Below are 17,243 nucleotides of genomic sequence, written 5' to 3'. Positions count from 1 at the left end.
CTCAGCGCCAGCCTGCGTCGACGAAATAGTCGTGCCCGGTGCACATCCGCGCGTCGTCGGAGGCGAGGAACAGCGCCAGCGCGGCGACGTCGGCGGGCTGGATCCGCCCGTCGAGGCACTGCGCCGCGACGATCTCGGCCTCACCCTCGGGCGTGTACCATTTCTCCTGGCGCGGCGTCTGGACGTTGCCGGGCACGATCGTGGTGACGCGGATGTTGTCGCGGCCGAGGTCGCGCGCCATGCTCCGGGTCATGCCCTCGATCGCGGCCTTGGCGGTCTGGTACAACACCAGATCGGGCAGGCCGAGATGCCAGCTGATCGAACCGAAGTTGACGATCGCACCCCCGCCCGCGCGCCGCATGTGCGGAACCGCCGCCTGGGCGACGAAGAAGAGGTGGCGCAGGTTCACCGCCATCCGCTCGTCCCAATAGGCCGGGGTCACCTCGGCGATGGTGTGGCGGTCGTCGTTGGCGGCGTTGTTGATCAGTACGTCGAGGCCGCCCAGCGTCGCGGCGATCTCGTCCACCATCGCGGGCAGCGCGGCGACGTCGGTGAGGTCGCAGCCGCGGAACAGCGGCGCCCCCTCCAGCTCGGCGGCGAGCGCCTCACCCGCGGCGGCGTTGACGTCGACGAACGCCACCCTGGCGCCCTGGCGGGCGAACGCCTCGACCAGCCCGGCGCCGATCCCGGTGGCGCCGCCGGTCACCAATATCTTCTTGCCGCGCAACGACGGGTAGACCGCGCACTCGCTCACGCGGCATGCCCCAGCAGCCCGCGCGCCGCGAGATTGCGGATCAGCCCGCCGATGCCGAGCTCCCAGGGGGCGGCGTCCTTCGAGGTCACCACGCGGTTGGTCAGCCGGCCGAGCCGCTCGCTCTCGATCGTCACGCGGTCGCCGACCTTGTGGGTGAAGCCGCGGCCGGGATCGTCGCGGTCCTGCACCGGCGCGAACAGCGTACCGAGGAACAGCACGAAGCCGTCGGGATATTGGTGCTCGGAGAGCGTCTGGCGCACCAGGTCGAGCGGATCGCGGCTGATCTCGGCCATGTTGCTCTTGCCGTCGAGCACATAGCCGTCCTCGCCCTCGATCCGCAGCCGCACCTCGGCGCCGCGCACGTCGTCGATCGTGAAGCTGTCGTCGAACAGCCGCACCAGCGGGCCGAGCGAGCAGGAGGCGTTGTTATCCTTGGCCTTGCCGAGCAGCAGCGCCGAGCGCCCCTCGAAGTCACGCAGGTTGACGTCGTTACCGAGCGTCGCTCCCAGCGCGGTGCCGCGGCTGTCGACCAGGAGCGCGACCTCGGGCTCGGGGTTGTTCCAGCTCGAGTCGGAGCGGATCCCGATCTCGGCGTCGGGACCAACGGTGGCGAGCACCGGCGCCTTGGTGAAGACCTCGGCGTCAGGCCCGATCGCGACTTCGAGGTACTGCGACCAGAGGCCGTCCTCGATCAGCGCCACCTTGAGCGCCGCCGCCTCCGGCGTACCGGGCACGACCGAGCGGATCGATCCGCCCACGCGTGCCTCGAGCCGCCCGCGGATCTCGGTCGCGGCGGACCAGTCGCCGCGTGCGCGCTCCTCGATCACACGCTCGATCGCCGACACCGCGAAGGTGACGCCGCATGCCTTGACGCATTGCAGGTCGACCGGGCTGAGCAGCGCGAGCCCGGCGGCGTTGAGCGAACCGAGCGAGCGGCCACCCGCGCCGGACAGATCGCCGGCCTCGACCAGCATCGCCACCGTGGGCGCCACCGCGGACATGTCGAACGCCTCGCCGTGCACGACGAGCAGCGGGATCGGACCCTCCGCGGTCGCCGCGCGGCCCACGAAGCGGCCTTCCTTCCAGTCGTGCGGCAGACCCGACGCCGTCGCGTCCTGTTCGAGCGCCATCACCTCTCCCCCACTCACCGGCTATCCTTGATAGCGCTACCAACACGGTTGCGAGGGAAGTGTCAAGACGATGCCCACGCGCCCCGACGGGGCCCCGCGGTGCGGGTGTCGAGGCTATCTGATCATCCCCGCATATGCGGCCGAGCGCAAGACCGTTTCGAGCCGCTCGGGTCGGCCGAGCAGATAACCCTGGACCTGCGGGAAGCCCCAGCGACGCAGCAGTGCCAGCTGCTCCTCGGTCTCCACTCCTTCCGCTGCGACGGGAACGCCGAGGCTCTCGCCCAGTGCGGCGATGCTGCGCACGATCGAGGCCGATGGCGCATGGTCGAGCATCGCCGAGACGAAGCTGCGATCGACCTTGAGCTTGTCGAAGCGGAAGTCGCGCAAATTGCCCAGCGACGAGAAGCCCGTCCCGAAATCGTCCATCACGATACGCGCACCGTGGTCCTGCAACGTGCGAAGCGCGCCCAGCACGGCCTCGCGGCGGTGGCCGAGCAGCGTCGCACTCTCGGTGACCTCGAACTCGAGCCGCTCGGGCGCGAGGCCATGACGTTCCGCAAGCGCGAGCAGGTCGGCGGCGAGATCGGTCTGGCGGAACTGCACCGGCGACAGGTTGAGCGCGACGATCGCGTGGTCGGGCCAGCCCCGCGCCGCCGCCATCGCCTGATCCGCGACCCAGAGACCGAGCGGGTCGATCCGCCCACTCGATTCGGCCAGAGGGATGAACTGGTCGGGGCGGATGTCGCCCAGCTCGGGGTGGCGCCAGCGCAGCAACGCCTCATAGCCGATCACGCGGAGCGTGCGCGCGTCCGCCATCGGCTGGTACACCAGCGACATCTCGCCGCGCTCCACGGCACCCTCGAGGTCGCGCGACAGCCGCCAGCGCAGCCGCGTCTCCTCCTTGAGCGCCTCGTCGAAGAAGCGCGCGGTATGGCGCCCCTCGGACTTGGCGCGGTACATCGCCATGTCGGCGAGATTGTACAGCTCTTCGCGCGCCTGCTCCGCGCCGGAGAGCGCGACGCCGACGCTCATCTGCACCGGCACCTCGTCGCCCGCCGTGGCATCGCAGGCGCGAAAGATTCGCATCAGCAGCGCCTCGGCGGCGCGTGGCTGGTCGGGCGCGACCTGGATGATCGCGAACTCGTCGCCGCCGAGACGCGCCACCATGTCGTCGGCACGGACGCAACCGGTCAGCAGCTGCGCGGCGCGGTTCAGTGCGCGGTCGCCGCCGGCGTGGCCGAACCGATCGTTGACCGACTTGAAGTCGTCGAGATCGATCGCGAACACAGCGACACGCTGGCCGGCGCGCGTCGCGCGCGCGAGGTCCTGTGCCAGCCGCTCCTCGAACAGCAGCCGGTTGGGCAAGGCGGTCAGCATGTCATGATGGGCGAGAAACTCGATTCGCTTCTCGGCGCGGCGGCGCTGCTCGACGGCGTCGCGATACTCGCCCAGCCCGCGCGCGAGGTCGCCGATCTCGTCGGCGCGGTCGCGTCCCGCGACCCGCACCTCGCCGTCGACCGTGCCGAACTGGCGCAGCTGGTCGGCGATGGCGACGATCGGGCGAAGCACCTGGCGCCGCAGCCACAGGAAGGAGGCGAGCAGCAGCAGGAGCACGCCGAGCACGCCGAAAACGATCCGCGAGATGCTGGCGTAGAGCTCGCGCGAGCTGCGCGCGACCGCGGCGTCGATGCGGTCGACGAGCCGACGCCGCGCCTCGGCACGCTCGCGCTCCAGCACGCGCAGGGCCGCGAGGAACTGCGGCATGTCGCCCGCGATCCGTCGTGGCTCGGCGCGCGCGTCGGCGATCAGCGCGCCCGCGAGCCGCGCGTAATCGGTGGCCGCCGCGTCGCGCGCGGTCGCCGCTCCGTAGCTCGCGCGGAAGGCGGTGAGCGCCTGGTCGACTCGCTGCCATTGCGCCGCGGTGATCGCGCGCGGCTGCTCGGCAGCACGAGTCACCTCGCCGATCGCGAGCCGCAGCTGCTGCTGCGCGCGGTCCTGCGCGTCCTCGACGCGCAGCCGCTCGCTGAGCCGCCGCACCGACTGGTTGGCGTGGCGCACGTCGCCCGCAACCATCCAGCCGGCGGCGAGCAGCAGCAGCACCACCGCCACGACGGTTCCGAACGCGGCAATCACACGGGTCGAGATCGAGGTCGGCAGCACAGCTCCTCCGGGGACGAGCGTATTATACGGCAAGGCTTACGCAATGATGAGCGGCGCCGACCGCTTGCTTACCCCGCCTCGCCCCGTCACACACGCGGAGCATAGGGAGAAGCTCTTGATGAACAGGCGTAATTTCATCGGCGGCGCGACCGCTGGTGCGGCCGTCGCGGCGCTGCCCGCGGTCGCGGCAACTCGGGCCGGTGGCGACGCGGCGCTGCGCGCGACGCTTGACCGCTTTTTCTACGCGCGGCTCGGCGAGAGCCCGGAACAGGCGACGCGGCTCGGGCTCGACCGCGGCGCACGCGCCGGGCTCAAGCGCCGGCTCGACGATGGGTCAACCGCGGGCCAGGCCCGTGCGCTCGCCCGCGCGCGGCAGGAACTCGCCGAGCTCCGGCGCTTCGATCGCGCGGCGCTGTCGCCCGCGGCGCAACTCGACCTCGATGTCGTCACCTATCAGCTCAGCCGTGCGATCGGCGGCAGCGAGCGCTTCCGCTACGGCGCCACGATGGGTCGATTCGCACCCTACATCCTGAGCCAGCTCACCGGCGCCTACCGCGACGTGCCCGACTTCCTCGAATCGCAGCACCGCGTCCGCGACGCCGCCGAGGCCGACGCCTATCTCGCACGCGTCGAAGCGCTCGCCGGCGCGATCGAGGACGATACCGCGCGCCAGCGCGCCGACGCCGCACGCGGTGTGTTCGCGCCCGACTATATCCTCGACACGACGCTCAAGCAGCTCGCCGCCTTCCGCGACCAGGCGCCCGAGCAGACCGTCGCGGTGGTCGCCTTCGCGACGAAGCTCGCCGCCGCGGGTCTGCCCGGGGAGCGTGCCGCGCGGGCGCGCGCGTTGGTGGCGGAGAAGGTCTTTCCCGCGCTCGATCGGCAGCGCGCGCTCGTCACCGAATTGCGCGCGCGTGCCACCCATGACGCCGGCTGCTGGCGCCTGCCCGACGGCGATGCTTACTATACCGCCGCCGCCGAGGCGGCGACGACGGTGCCGATGTCGGGCGACGAGATCCACCGCCTCGGCCTCGCGCAGGTGGCGGAGATCTCCGCCCGGATCGACACGATCCTCAAGGCGCAGGGCATGGCGCAGGGGACCGTCGGCGAGCGGCTGGTCGCGCTCAACAAGCGCCCTGACCAGCTCTTCCCCAATACCGATCCCGGACGAGAGGCGCTGCTGGCGCAGCTCACCCGTCAGATCGCGGCGATGCAGAAGCGGCTGCCCGAGGCCTTCGCCTCGCTGCCCAAGGCGCCGGTCGAGGTGCGGCGGGTGCCCGCCTCGATCCAGGCGGGCGCGCCGGGCGGCTATTACGAGAACGCCTCGCTCGACGGCTCCCGGCCCGCGATCTACTATATCAACCTGCGCGACACATTCGATCGGCCTAAGTTCGGGCTCGCCACGCTGACGCATCACGAGGCGGTGCCGGGGCATCATCTCCAGGTCATGCTGGCGCTGGAAAGCGAGGACATCCCGCTGATCCGCCGCCGCGGCTTCTTCTCGGGCTATTCGGAAGGCTGGGCGCTCTACGCCGAGCAGCTCGCCGACGAGATGGGGATGTACGAGGGCGACCCGCTCGGCCAGGTCGGCTATCTCCAGTCGCTGCTGTTCCGCGCCACGCGGCTGGTGGTGGACAGCGGCATGCACGCGAAGCGCTGGAGCCGCGAGCAGGCGACCGACTATCTCATCGCCACCACCGGCATCGCGCGCGGGCGCAGCCAGGGCGAGATCGATCGCTACACCGTCTGGCCCGGCCAGGCGTGCAGCTACAAGATCGGGCACACCGTCTGGACCCGGCTGCGCGACGAGGCGAAGGCGCGGCCGGGCTTCGACCTCAAGCGCTTCCACGAGGTGCTGCGGCTCGGCGCGATGCCGCTCACGGTGCTTGAGCGCGTGGTGCGCGAGGGCTCCGGCGCGGCGTAGCCAACAGCCGTCATCCTGAGCTCGTCTCGGGATCCACCGTGCCGCGAAGTCAGGAGCGGCGGCTCCAGCGGCACGGTAGATCCTGAAACAAGTTCAGGATGACGCCCGTGGGAGAGTTCGGTGCTTCCCTCAGGCCGCCCCCGCCGCCGTCACGCGGCCGCTGCGCTCGAGCTTGCCCCAGCCGACCAGCCAGCCGCCGATCGCCGCCGCGATGGCGCGGAGCACCACCCAATACATGATCTGGCGATACACCAGCCGCTGCGCGACGAGCAGGTGCGCGGGGTAACGCGCACGATGACCGTCGAGCCGATAGGCGACCCAGCCACACAGCACGTCGATCGCGGTGAAGGCGACCCAATAGACACCCATGCGCGCGACATCGCCGCTGGTCTGCGCCCAGCCATGCTGCGCAACGCGTAGCGCGGTGCCGCCGATCGAGACGAGCAAAGCCAGGTCGATCAGCGGCGAGATGGCCGCGAACGCGATCTGGAACAGCCACGCCTGTGGCAACCCCACCAGCGCCAGGCCGGAAGGCTTGCGCGTGCGCAGGATCGCGCGATGCTTCCACAGGCATTGCAACGTGCCGAAGGCCCAGCGGAAGCGCTGCTTGGCGAGCGCGCGGAAGCTCTCCGGCGCCTCGGTCCAGGCGATCGCGCTCGGATCATAGGTCACGCGCCAGCCGGCGCGCTGGATCGCGATGGTGAGGTCCTGATCCTCCGCCAGCGTGTCCTCGGGATAGCCGCCGACGGCATCGAGCGCGGCGCGCCGCCACGCCCCGACCGCACCCGGCACCACCGTCATCGCGTCGAAGCCGGCGAGCGCGCGTCGCTCGAGGTTCTGCGCGGTGATATATTCCACCGCCTGCCAACGCGTGACGAGGTTGACGCGGTTGCCGACGCGCGCGTCGCCCGCCACGGCGCCGATCCGCGGGTCGGCGAACCAGCGCGCGAGGCGGCGGATCGTCGCGGGCTCGAACTGCGTGTCGGCGTCGAGCGCGATTACCACCTCGCCGCTCGCCGAGAGCAACGCACGGTTGAGCGCCGCCGCCTTGCCGCCGTTGACCAAGGTAAGCAGGCGCACACGCGGGTCGCTCGCGAAGGCGGCCTCGACCACCGCGCTGGTGCGGTCCTTCGAGCCGTCGTCGGCGACGATCACCTCTAGCTGGGGATAGTCGCTCGCCAGCACGCGCTGGATCGACGAGACGATCACGCGCTCCTCGTTAAAGGCGGGGATCACCACAGACACGCTGGGCGCGTACACCGGCGGCTCGGGCCGCTTGCGCCGCGCCTGCATCCAGGCAAGCCCGGCCATCAGCACCGCGCGCGCGATGCCGAGCGAGATGGCGAGATAGAACAGCCAGGCCAGCGCCCCCGCCAGCGCGGCGAGCACGACGAACACGGCCACGTCGGTGCGTACCGCCCAGAGGTCACCCTCCGCGACCGGCGGCATCGCCTGCGCGGGCCTGGCGCCGACCAGCTGCGAGGCGGTGACGAAACTATAACCCTCGCCGCGCAACTGCCGGATGATGCGCGGCAGCGCCGCCACGGTCTCGGAGCGATCACCACCGCCGTCGTGGAGCAGGATGACGTTGCCCGACTTCTCCGGCGTAGCCGAGTGGACCTGGTCGAGCACCTGCTGGACGATCGCGTCCTCGCCCGGGCGCTGCCAGTCGTTCGGGTCGACGTGTAGGCCGACGACCGTGTAGCCCGCCTGCTGCGCCTGCAGCGCGGGCTCGAGCTCGTCGGTCGTGGTCGGCTCGGCGTCGCCGAAATAGGGCGCGCGGAACAGCGTCATCGAGCGGCCGGTATAGGCCTCGACCAGCCGCTGCGTGGCGTTGAGCTCGAGCGCGGTCTCGCGCGGCCCCAGCCGCGCCATGTTCGGATGCGTGTAGCTGTGGTTGCCGATCTCATCGCCGTCGCGCACGATGCGGTTGAGCAATGCGGGATGCTCCAGCGCGTTGCCGCCGATCACGAAGAAGGTCGCGGGCACGTGCGCCGCTTCGAGCACGTCGAGGATGCGCGGCGTCCAGGTCGCGTCGGGACCGTCGTCGAAGGTGAGCGCCAGCTTTTTCGGGTCGGCGGCGCCGGCGCGGCGAACGACATAAGGCGTTGGCAGCGCGTCATAGCGCTCGCGGCGGATCAGCCCCTGTCGGTCGGCAAACAGCGTGCGTTGGCCGGGCGTGGGAGTGGCCGTGATGCGCAGGATCTCGCCCGAGCCCTCGATATCGGTATTGAGCAGCGAAGCCGGACGGCGCAGGTCGGGGCGGCCGCCGGTGCGCATGGCGACGAGATCGGCCCAGAAGCCCTGGTCCTCGCTGCCCAGCCGCCACAAAGCGACGCCGCCGATGTTGAGCTGGCGTAGTACCTGCATCTCGTTCCAGCTGGTCGCCGCGTCGAGCATCCAAATGGTGTGGCGCTGGCCATCCTCGTCATAAGCGAAATTGGCGTTGCCGCTGGCGGGATCGAAGCTGATCGGCGCCTCGCTGTCGTGCGCCGCCAGCCACGCCTCCTCAATCGACAGCGCGTCGGTCGAGTCGCCGTGCCAATCATAGGCGTAGCTGCCCAGCGCCACGACGAGCTTGTCGGCCGGCACGACTCGCCGCGCCGCCTCGACCTCGCGGATGAACCAGTCCTGCGCCGCGATCGGCCCAGGCGTGCCGCCCTCCCAATGCTGGTCATAGGCCATCAGGATGACCTTGTCGGTCGCCTGCGCGATAGCGGCGAGCGGCCAGCTGTCGTCCTCCGCGGGCGCGGTCACCGCGAGCGTGGTGCCCTGGGGCATGGCGGCGTGCAGCGTGCGCAGGAAGGCAACATAGGGGTGCATCGCCGTCTCGGGCAGCGATTCGAAGTCCATCACCAGGCCGCCGGCGCGACGTTGCGCGACATAGGCCGCGAGCCGCTGCGCCAGCTCGGCGCGCGCGCGCGGATCGGCGAGCAGCGCCGCGCTGCCCTTGCCGTCCCACTGCTCCTCGCCGAGGTTCTGCACCATCGGCAGCACCTTGGGCGCGTGCGGCAGCGCCGCCACGCTGCGCTCGAACGCGCCGTCGCGCTCCAGGGTGATGCGGTGCTGCGGCCCCGCCACGCTGACCAGCGCCGGCACGACCCAGTCGAGCGCGGCGGCGTTGCGGCGGAAGGAAGCGAGGCTGTCGTCATTGCCCGGCACGTAGAAAGCGATGCTGAGCGGCGCGTTGCCCGCGCTCGTCGTCGCCGCGCGGCGATGCGGCAGCCAGGCGGCGAGGCCGTGGCGGCGCTGCTCGCCGCGCGCCGCGGCGGCATGCGCGCGCGGCAGTGGCAGGCGCAGGTCGATCCCACGCGGCACCGCCACCAAGGTCGTCGCGAAGGCGATCGCGGCCGCGACCACTGCGATCAGCAGCGCCGCGATGACGCGCCTGGAGCGGCGGCTGCGGCGGCCGGTGGGATCGAAGAAGACGGGGGCAGACATGGGCAGGCCTTGCATGGGCGCGCGACGCGCGGGAACGATCGTCCCCTACTCCGGTGCGGATAATCGCCGAGTGGGCCGAGGCTTACAAGTTCGTCATGATCCGGTTCCGCAGGGTCTGGGCGGACTCGCGGGGTCGCGGCGCGCTAGCCCAGGACACCCGAGCGGTACCACCGCCGGATCGCCGGCAACCGCGTCAACTCGCAGCCGCAGCGCCGGCAGCGCGCGTGCGCGGCGCCATTGGCGTCGACGGTCATCCGGCGGGCCGGCAGATGCCGGCCGGCGCGGCAGTCTTCCGGCATCGGCTCGGCCCCGCCCTCTGCCTGCACCTTGGCGTCACCAGCGGCGCGCGGGCCGAGCACAGCCGGCCTCACGATGACGCCAGGTTAAGCAGGGCGTCGACCGGGCGCGGCGGCGTCACCTGGAAGCGCGCCATCATCCCCCCCGCGCGCGGTGGCGCCGTCGCCGCCGCCGCAGACGGCTTGCCAACCAGCAATGAGAGGTCGCGCAGCGCCTTGATCATCGCCAATCCGCGCGGCGCGGCGATGTAGCGCGGCTCCCACGCCGGCGCGAACTTCTCCTTGTAGGTGCGCAATCCGCGGAAACCGTAGAAGCGTTCGCCATGGTGGAAGATCAGCGCCGCCGCGCGCGCCCAGGCGGGGGCGAGCCGCCGCCCGGCGATGCCCGAGAGCGGCGCGATGCCAAGCGAAAAGCGGCGGTACCCGCGCTCGCGCGCCCAGTCGATCAGGTGGACGAACAGGAAATCCATCGTCCCCGCCGGCATGTCGTCGCGGTGGCGCATCAAGTCGACCGAGGCTTCGCTGCGCCCTTCGGTGAGCCACAGGTTGGCGAAAGCGACGATCCGGCCCTCGACGCAGACCAGCGCCACGTCGAAATGGCGAAGATAGTCGCGATCGAAGCGGCCCAGGCTGAAGCCCTTCTCATTGTGCCCCTTGGCGTGCATCCACTCGTCCGAGATGGCGGCGAGCTCGTCGATGATCACCGGCACCGCCGCGGCGGGGACGATGCGGAACTCGGCCCCCTTCCGCGCGGCGGCGCGCTCCGCCTTGCGCACCGAGCGCAGCCGCGGCACGTCGAGCGCGAACGAGGGCAGATCGACGATCGCCTCCTCGCCGTATTTGACGATCTGCAACCCCATCCCGATCGCGAGGTCCAGCACCAGTCCGGTGACCTGGTAAAGCAACAGCCGGCCCTGCGCGCGATCGGCCAGGTCGCGGATGCGCCACAGCAGCTCGCCCCAGGTGTCGGGCGGGCCGATCGGATCGCCCATGATGATCCAGCTGGTGCCGCGCACCTGGTACATCAGCATCGCGCGACCGTCCTCGGAGAGCAGGAAGCGCTTGTCGCCGGTCAGCGCCAGCATCGCGTCGGTACGCTCGGCGTTGGCGAGCACGCGCGCCACCGCGGCGGGATCGGCGGGAACGTCGGGCACGCTGCGCGCCGGCCCCAGCAGCCGCCACAAGGCCACGGCAGCGAGCATCACCGCGACCGCCAGCGTCGCGCGCAGGAAGCGCGGCGCGTCGCCGTGCAGCGCAAAATGCCACCATAGATCGTCGTCGTACGGCACGTGGCGATAGGCGATCAGACCGGCCCAGGCGGCGACACCCACCGCCACGGCGACCGCCACCAGCCACGCGCCCGAGAGCGGTGCCTGCGTCAGCGCGGTGCGCCGATAGAAGGCGCCGCGGGTCCATTGCAGCAGCGCGGCGAGCGCGAGGCACACCGCGGCCTCCTCATAGTCGACCCCCTTCGCCAGCGAGAACACGGCACCGGCGAGCAGCAGCGCGCGCGTCGCGACGAAGGCGCCGTCGAGCCGGCGGTACAGACCAGGCGCGAGCAGCAGCAGCCCGGTGCCGACCAGGCTCGCGGCGACGTGGCTCGCCTCGATGAAGGGCAGCGGCAATAGTGCATGAAGCGCACCGATACGCGGCGCCAGCGCGGGCAGCGAGCCCGAGAGCAGCAGCATCGCACCGCCGGCGAAGCTGGCCGCGGCGAGCACCAGCGGTGCCACCTCGCTCGCCAGCGCGCTCGAGTCGCGCAGCAGCCGCGGCAGGCCGTGCTGACGGCGTCCCTCGTGCCACGCCAGCAGCGCCACGCCCAGCGCGAGCGGCAGCACGTAATAGGCCAGGCGATAGGCGATCAGCGCCGCCACCAGCGCGGTGCGGTCACCCGGCACCACCGCCAGCACCACCGCCTCGAACACGCCGATGCCGCCGGGGACATGAGTTATCAGCGCGACGACGATGCCGAGCGCATAGGCCAAGACGAAAGCGGGGAGCAGGGCGAGCGGCGCGTGCGGGATCAGCACGAACAGCGCGGCCGCGGCCGCCGCGGTATCGACCAGCGCGATCGCGATCTGCGCCGCCGCCTGCGAGGCGCTCGGCAGCGGCAGCGTGAGTCGCCATATACGCAGCGGCCCGCGCGCCATGCCGCAGGCGACGACCAGCGCGACGACCCCGGCGAGCACCGCGGCACCGATCGCGTGCGCCGCGGCGGCGCTCAGCGTCACGTCCGCGAGCACGATCGGGCCGTCGCGCAGCGTCAGCGCCGCACACGCGACGGTAATGACACCGAGCCAGAAGGTCGCGCTGGCGATACCGACGACTCGCGCCACGTCCGGACCATCCAGCCCCGCGGCGGTATAGACGCGGTATCGCGCCGAGCCGCCGGTCAGCAGTCCCAACCCTAGATTGTGCGACAGCGTGTAGCTGGTGAAGGAGCCGAGCGCAGCGACTCGCCAAGGCAGCGGTCGCCCGATCACGCGCAGCGCCATCGCGTCGTAGAGCGTCAGCGCGAGATAGCTGAGCGCGGTGAAGCCGAGCGCCGCGGCGATCCGCGCGCCCGACAGTCCGTGGATCGCCGCGCGCACGTCCGCGAGCCGGATCTCGCGGGTGAGCCGCTCGACCGCGGCGAAGCCGAGCCCGAGCAGCAGCACCATCGCCGCCACGGTGACAGGGGTGCGATAGCGTTCGAGACGGGCGCGCAGCTCAGGCATGGGGCGGCTGCGCGACGCGGTGCCACAGCTGCGAGCGACACACGAGACCGTGGAGGATGCAGCCCTTCACGCGCAGACCGTCGCTGCCGACCGGCTCGATCTTCGAGTAGAAGCGCCGCCCCATGTCGGGGACGAAGACGGTGCCGACCCACCCACCCGAGGTCGGGCGGTAGTTCTCCAGCAGCTGGGTACCGATCAGCCCGGTGACGCCGCCCTCACGCGCGTCGGCCTGCGCCTCGGCACTGGCCCAGACGATCCAGCCGCACAGCCGGTCGCCGCAGGCGCCCGTCCGCACCGCCACCGATCCATAAGGGTTGAGCCACGTCCCCAGCGGGCTCGCGGTCGGCGCAGCCACCGCCGCGGCCGGGAGCGCGAACGCCGCCGCCACCGCGATCGTCGTCGCCAACACCCCGCGCATGCTTCTCACGTGTACAATCCCCTGCTCTGTTTGAGCGACCGTGTAGGACGGCGCGCATTGCGGGAGCTTCGTCGTCGACTGAATAATCGGTAATGTGGCGCTCAGCGGCCCTGGCGGACCGCCCGCCACACCGTCGCGCACAGCCGATCCGGGTCATGGTTGAGGTAATGGTCGCCGGGCAGCGCCACGGCGCGCACGTTGCGCTGGCGCCATAGCGGGCACAGGCTGTTCGCCTCGGTCGCACCATGGACGCAGAGCACGGGTACCCAGTCAACGCGGCGCGCGCTCGGCAGCGCGGCACGGTCGGGCGGTCCGTCGAACAGGCCGTTGGGGGTGGCGCGGAACAGCAAGGTGTTGCCGGGAACCGCGAGGATCAGCTGCGGCACGCGCGCGCGCAGCGGCAGTGGCAGCAGGCTCGCGCCATATTGCAGCATGTCGGCGCCGAACGATTGGCCGACCAGCAGCACCCGCTCTGCCCCCGGCAGCGCGAGCGCGCGGCGGGTCACCTCGGCGACCAGCGCGGCGGCTTCCGCAGGGGTGCGTCCCTCGCGGAAGGCGGTCAGCGAGTTGATCTCGAGGACGGGGATACCGTGCGCCGCCAGCGTACGCCCGATATGCGGGGTCATCCCGGCGTCGAAGCCGGAATCGCCCGAGAGCAGCACCGCCACCAGCCCGCGCTGCGCCGGAGAGGGCGCCCGTGCCGCCGGCACCAGCCGGTACATCGAGGCGTTATAGTAACCGAGCGAACCGAGATAGCCGAGCACCAGCAGCGCGATCCCGGCGAGCAGCGCCAGGGCGACGCCGAGCGGGTTGCGACGGCGCGGCGGCGCGGGGAAGTCAGTCATGGCTCAGGCACTCAGCGCGTAGGTGATGACGAAGCACGCCGCGGTGAGCAGCAGCATGGCGAGGATGAAGCAGGCGTCGGCGAGCTGCTCCATCAGGTGCAGCCGGCGGCGCGACGCGCCGCGCAGCGCCACGTAGGACGTCAGCGTCGCCACCAGGAACAGCAGCGAGTCGATCGCGAGCAGATCGTCCGCCACGCCGGCGCGCCGACCACCCGCGATGCCGAGATGGAGCAGGCCGATGCCGGTGAGGCACACGCCCACCATCGCCGAGGCGATCGGGCAGATCAGCCGGCAGATGCGCTCGTCCAGCGCGGCGCGCGGGGAAAGCGGCGGCTCCATGTCCTCCCCCCTGCCCGCCGCCGCCTGCCAGCGCGCTGACAAAAACATTAGCGATTCGTCATCTTATGCTCATCGCTCGAACAGCCCGGCGCGGGCACAAGAGGCTCGACGCCCCGCGCCGCGGCGTCAGCGGAGACCGTCGCGCATGGCCAGCCACCCCGTCCACGCTTTCGCCGCCCGGCTGCTCGGCAAGTCAGCGACGGCGCTGGACGCGGAGGAGCGCCGCGTCCTGACCAAGATCGAGGAGCGGCTGCCGATCTCGCGGGACGCCGGCGACGTCGACGAGGAGACAGCGACGCTCGGCGACCGGCTCGCCGACCGGGTCGCGGCGGTGGGCGGCTCCTGGGGCTTCATCCTGGCCTTCACGCTGCTGCTGGTCGGCTGGATGCTGCTCAACAGCGGCGTGCTGCCGCGGCTCGGCCACGCCTTCGACCCCTATCCCTACATTTTCCTCAACCTGATGCTGTCGACCCTGGCAGCGATCCAGGCGCCCGTGATCATGATGAGCCAGAATCGTCAGGCGGCGAAGGATCGGCTCGCAGCACGGCTCGACTATGAGGTGAACCTGCGCGCCGAGCTCGAGATCCTGCGGCTGCACGAGATGATCGAGCATGTCGTCACGGCGCGACTCGACGCACTGCTCGAGCACCGGCGGGAGGCGTCGTGACCCGGCTGCAACCGCTCGACCGCGCGGTGCTCGCCTCGGCGGTGCTCGCCGCGCTCGGCTCCGCGCTGGCGCTGCGCGGTGTCCACCAGCTCCATCACGCGCGCGGCGACTCGGTCGGCGCCACCTTCGTCTCCACCGCGCCCCCGCGCGGCGTATTGCCGATGGTGACCAGCCTGCGCGCGGGCGGCCCGGCGGAGCGTGCCGGCCTGCTGGTCGGCGACCTCGTCGAGAGGATCGACGGCCGCGCGCCCGCGACGCTTGCGGAAGTACAGCGCGAGATGGCAACACACCCGCTGGTGAAGCTGGTGGTGCGGCGCGGCGCGCGCGACCTGCCGATCGAGGTCCGCGGGCGATGAGAGGTACAGCGTGTCGCAGAAGATCCTGCTGATCGAGGACGATGCCACCACCGCCGACTTCGTCGCCAAGGGGCTGAGCGAGGAGGGCTTCGTGGTCGACCGCGCTGATAACGGGCGCGATGGCCTGTTCCACGCCACCGACGGCAGCTACGATTGCGTCGTGCTCGACCGCATGCTGCCCGGCATCGACGGCATGGCCGTGCTGGCGGCGATGCGCGGCGCCGGCATCGAGACGCCGGTGATCGTGCTCTCCGCGCTCGGCTCGCCCGAGGACAGGGTCAAAGGGCTCACCAACGGCTCCGACGACTACCTCGTCAAGCCGTTCGCCTTCGCCGAGCTGCTCGCGCGCATCCGGCTGCTGGTCCGTCGCGGCCGTAGCGCGCCGGCGGTGGAGACGGTGCTGCGCTGCGACGACCTCGAGGTCGACCTGCTCGCGCGCCGGGTCAAGCGCGCCGGCAAGACGATCGAGCTGCAACCGCGCGAGTTCCGCCTGCTCGAGTTCATGCTGCGCCACGCCGAGCAGGTGGTCACGCGCACGATGCTGCTCGAGGGCGTGTGGGACTATCACTTCGACCCTGGCACCAACGTGATCGACGTGCATCTCAGCCGGCTGCGCAAGAAGGTCGACGAGGGCTTCGCGCGACCGCTGCTGCACACCGTGCGCGGCTCGGGCTACCGACTCGGCGTGAACCCCTAAGATGCGCGCGCGCTGAGGTGCACTGGCGCTCGACCACGGCGCGCTTCGCCGCGCTGGTCTTCCTGCTGCAAGTGGCCGCGGCGGCGACACTGCTGCTGACGCTGCGCGCGATCGTGCGCGGCCAGGTCTACGATCGCGCGCTCGCCACCGAGGAGGTGCTGCGCCAGGACCTCCTCGCGATTCAGAGCGACGCGGGCACCGCTGGCCTCGCGCGCGCGATCGAGGCGCGCGGTGCGCGCCCTGCCCGCGCCGGCGCGGTGGTGCTGCTGGCGGACGCGGCGGGCAACCGGCTCGCGGGCAATCTCTCCGCCTGGCCGCCCAACATCCTCCCCGACGACGGCACGATCGCGGTGGAGCTCTACCGCCGCCGCCACGACGCGCCCGAGGCGATGCTGGTGCGGGCGACCCGCCTGGCCGGCGGCGCGCGGCTGCTCACCGGCAGCGTGGTGGAGGGCGAGCGCCGCACCGTGCGCCTGCTCGAGGCGGCGATGCTGGTGGCCCTGTCGCTCGCGATCGCCTTCGCCGCGCTCGCCGCCTGGCTTGCGGCGCGGATGATCGTCACCCGGCTCGACGACACGGTGGCAACGCTGCGGGCGGTGCGCGGCGGCGATCTCTCGCGCCGCGTCGCCGACGATCGCAGCGGTGACGCCTTCGCGCTGCTCGCCGACGCGGTGAACGCCACGCTCGACCGACTGGACGCGCTGGTCAGCGAGCTGACGATCGCCACGGACACGCTGGCGCACGATCTCAAATCGCCGCTGACGCGGCTGCGCTCGGCGCTGGAACGTGCCGCCGCGCAGGTGAGCGAACCCGCCGCGCAGGAGGCGGTCGACCGCGCGCTCGGCGAGGGCGAGCGGGTGCTCGCGCTGGTCGAGACGGCGTTGCGCATCACGCGCGCCGAGGCGGGGATCGGGCGCGAGTCGTTCGCGCCGGTCGATCTCGCCAACGAGCTGGAGCAGCTCGCCGAGATCTACGGGCCGCTCGCGGAGGATGCCGAACGCGCGATCCGGGTGGTTGCACCGATGCCGCTGACGCTGCCACTGCACCGCGAGCTGATCGCGCAGGCACTCGGCAATCTGATCGACAATGCGCTGAAATATGGCGCCGGCGCGATCACACTGTCGCTTGCGGTGACGCCGCACGCGGCGACGGTGAGCGTCGCCGACGAAGGGACCGGCATCGCGCCCGAGCATCGCGCGGTCGCGCTGAGCCGCTTCGGTCGGGTCGACGAGGCGCGTGGTGGCAATGGTGCCGGATTGGGGCTGTCGCTGGTCGCCGCGGTAGCGCGGCTGCACGGCGGCAGCGTCACGCTCGACGATGCCGCGCCCGGACTGGTCGTGGCGCTGGAGCTGCCGCTGCGGTCGTGAGGTGAACGCAGGCGTGTAAGCAGGTGGGGCGAGGCAGGTCAAATCGCCCGACCAGCGTGCCGTTCAATCCCGAAGTACCAAGTTACGCGGACGACTCGCCCGGCATGAAGGCCGTGCGCACGCTTCTCAGCC

The 17,243-nt window shown here is 71.5% G+C and carries 13 protein-coding genes; 5 read left to right on the top strand and 8 right to left on the bottom strand.

Going from position 1 to position 17,243, the window contains the following annotated elements:
* Position 1: 1 nt before the first annotated feature.
* The 3 genes from QBJ89_RS08620 to QBJ89_RS08610 form a co-directional block, all read right to left on the bottom strand.
* The gene (locus QBJ89_RS08620; protein WP_277980105.1) at positions 2 to 754 is read right to left on the bottom strand and encodes an SDR family NAD(P)-dependent oxidoreductase; all 753 of its coding nucleotides are present in this window, start codon (positions 752 to 754) and stop codon (positions 2 to 4) included.
* Positions 751 to 1,884, bottom strand: coding sequence for a fumarylacetoacetate hydrolase family protein (locus QBJ89_RS08615; protein WP_277980104.1), 1,134 nt, complete (start codon positions 1,882 to 1,884; stop codon positions 751 to 753). Before QBJ89_RS08615 ends, QBJ89_RS08620 begins: the two co-directional genes overlap by 4 nt.
* 114 nt (positions 1,885 to 1,998) lie before the next feature.
* The gene (locus QBJ89_RS08610; protein WP_277980103.1) at positions 1,999 to 4,044 is read right to left on the bottom strand and encodes a putative bifunctional diguanylate cyclase/phosphodiesterase; all 2,046 of its coding nucleotides are present in this window, start codon (positions 4,042 to 4,044) and stop codon (positions 1,999 to 2,001) included.
* Positions 4,045 to 4,162: 118 nt separating this feature from the next.
* Here QBJ89_RS08610 and QBJ89_RS08605 point away from each other — a divergent pair, with 118 nt between their 5' ends.
* Positions 4,163 to 5,968: a DUF885 domain-containing protein gene (locus QBJ89_RS08605; protein WP_277980102.1), complete on the top strand. Its 1,806-nt coding sequence runs from the start codon at positions 4,163 to 4,165 to the stop codon at positions 5,966 to 5,968.
* Positions 5,969 to 6,097: 129 nt separating this feature from the next.
* Here the strand turns inward: QBJ89_RS08605 and QBJ89_RS08600 are convergent, their stop codons facing one another.
* The 5 genes from QBJ89_RS08600 to QBJ89_RS08580 form a co-directional block, all read right to left on the bottom strand.
* A complete protein-coding gene (locus QBJ89_RS08600; RefSeq protein ID WP_277980101.1) occupies positions 6,098 to 9,409 on the bottom strand; it encodes a glycosyltransferase in 3,312 nt (1,103 codons plus the stop codon).
* A 367-nt stretch (positions 9,410 to 9,776) separates the two neighbouring features.
* Complete coding sequence (mprF, locus tag QBJ89_RS08595) at positions 9,777 to 12,422, bottom strand: bifunctional lysylphosphatidylglycerol flippase/synthetase MprF (protein ID WP_277980100.1); 2,646 nt, start codon at positions 12,420 to 12,422, stop codon at positions 9,777 to 9,779.
* Positions 12,415 to 12,840 (bottom strand): DUF2147 domain-containing protein, encoded by a 426-nt coding sequence (locus QBJ89_RS08590; RefSeq protein WP_223013697.1) that lies wholly within the window; start codon positions 12,838 to 12,840, stop codon positions 12,415 to 12,417. Before QBJ89_RS08590 ends, mprF begins: the two co-directional genes overlap by 8 nt.
* Before the next feature lie 101 nt (positions 12,841 to 12,941).
* Positions 12,942 to 13,685: a virulence factor gene (locus QBJ89_RS08585; RefSeq protein ID WP_223013419.1), complete on the bottom strand. Its 744-nt coding sequence runs from the start codon at positions 13,683 to 13,685 to the stop codon at positions 12,942 to 12,944.
* A gap of 3 nt (positions 13,686 to 13,688) precedes the next feature.
* Positions 13,689 to 14,024 carry a hypothetical protein gene (locus tag QBJ89_RS08580; protein WP_223013421.1) on the bottom strand — a complete coding sequence of 112 codons (336 nt, stop codon included), beginning with the start codon at positions 14,022 to 14,024 and terminating at the stop codon, positions 13,689 to 13,691.
* Between the two features lie 145 nt (positions 14,025 to 14,169).
* Here QBJ89_RS08580 and QBJ89_RS08575 point away from each other — a divergent pair, with 145 nt between their 5' ends.
* From QBJ89_RS08575 to QBJ89_RS08560, 4 genes are read left to right on the top strand one after another with little or no spacing between them, the layout of a single operon-like run.
* Complete coding sequence (locus QBJ89_RS08575) at positions 14,170 to 14,691, top strand: DUF1003 domain-containing protein (RefSeq protein ID WP_223013423.1); 522 nt, start codon at positions 14,170 to 14,172, stop codon at positions 14,689 to 14,691.
* On the top strand, positions 14,688 to 15,047 hold the full coding sequence (locus tag QBJ89_RS08570) for a PDZ domain-containing protein (RefSeq protein WP_223013425.1): 360 nt from the start codon (positions 14,688 to 14,690) through the stop codon (positions 15,045 to 15,047). Before QBJ89_RS08575 ends, QBJ89_RS08570 begins: the two co-directional genes overlap by 4 nt.
* A gap of 10 nt (positions 15,048 to 15,057) precedes the next feature.
* Positions 15,058 to 15,744: a winged helix-turn-helix domain-containing protein gene (locus QBJ89_RS08565; RefSeq protein WP_277980099.1), complete on the top strand. Its 687-nt coding sequence runs from the start codon at positions 15,058 to 15,060 to the stop codon at positions 15,742 to 15,744.
* Between the two features lie 17 nt (positions 15,745 to 15,761).
* Positions 15,762 to 17,111, top strand: coding sequence for a sensor histidine kinase (locus QBJ89_RS08560; RefSeq protein WP_277980098.1), 1,350 nt, complete (start codon positions 15,762 to 15,764; stop codon positions 17,109 to 17,111).
* The last annotated feature ends 132 nt before the right edge of the window (positions 17,112 to 17,243 follow it).

This window comes from Sphingomonas phyllosphaerae (assembly GCF_029623345.1).
Classification (GTDB): domain Bacteria; phylum Pseudomonadota; class Alphaproteobacteria; order Sphingomonadales; family Sphingomonadaceae; genus Sphingomonas; species Sphingomonas phyllosphaerae_C.
The sequence above is the reverse complement of the archived record's forward strand: the minus strand, read 5'-3'. Positions and strand labels throughout refer to the sequence as shown.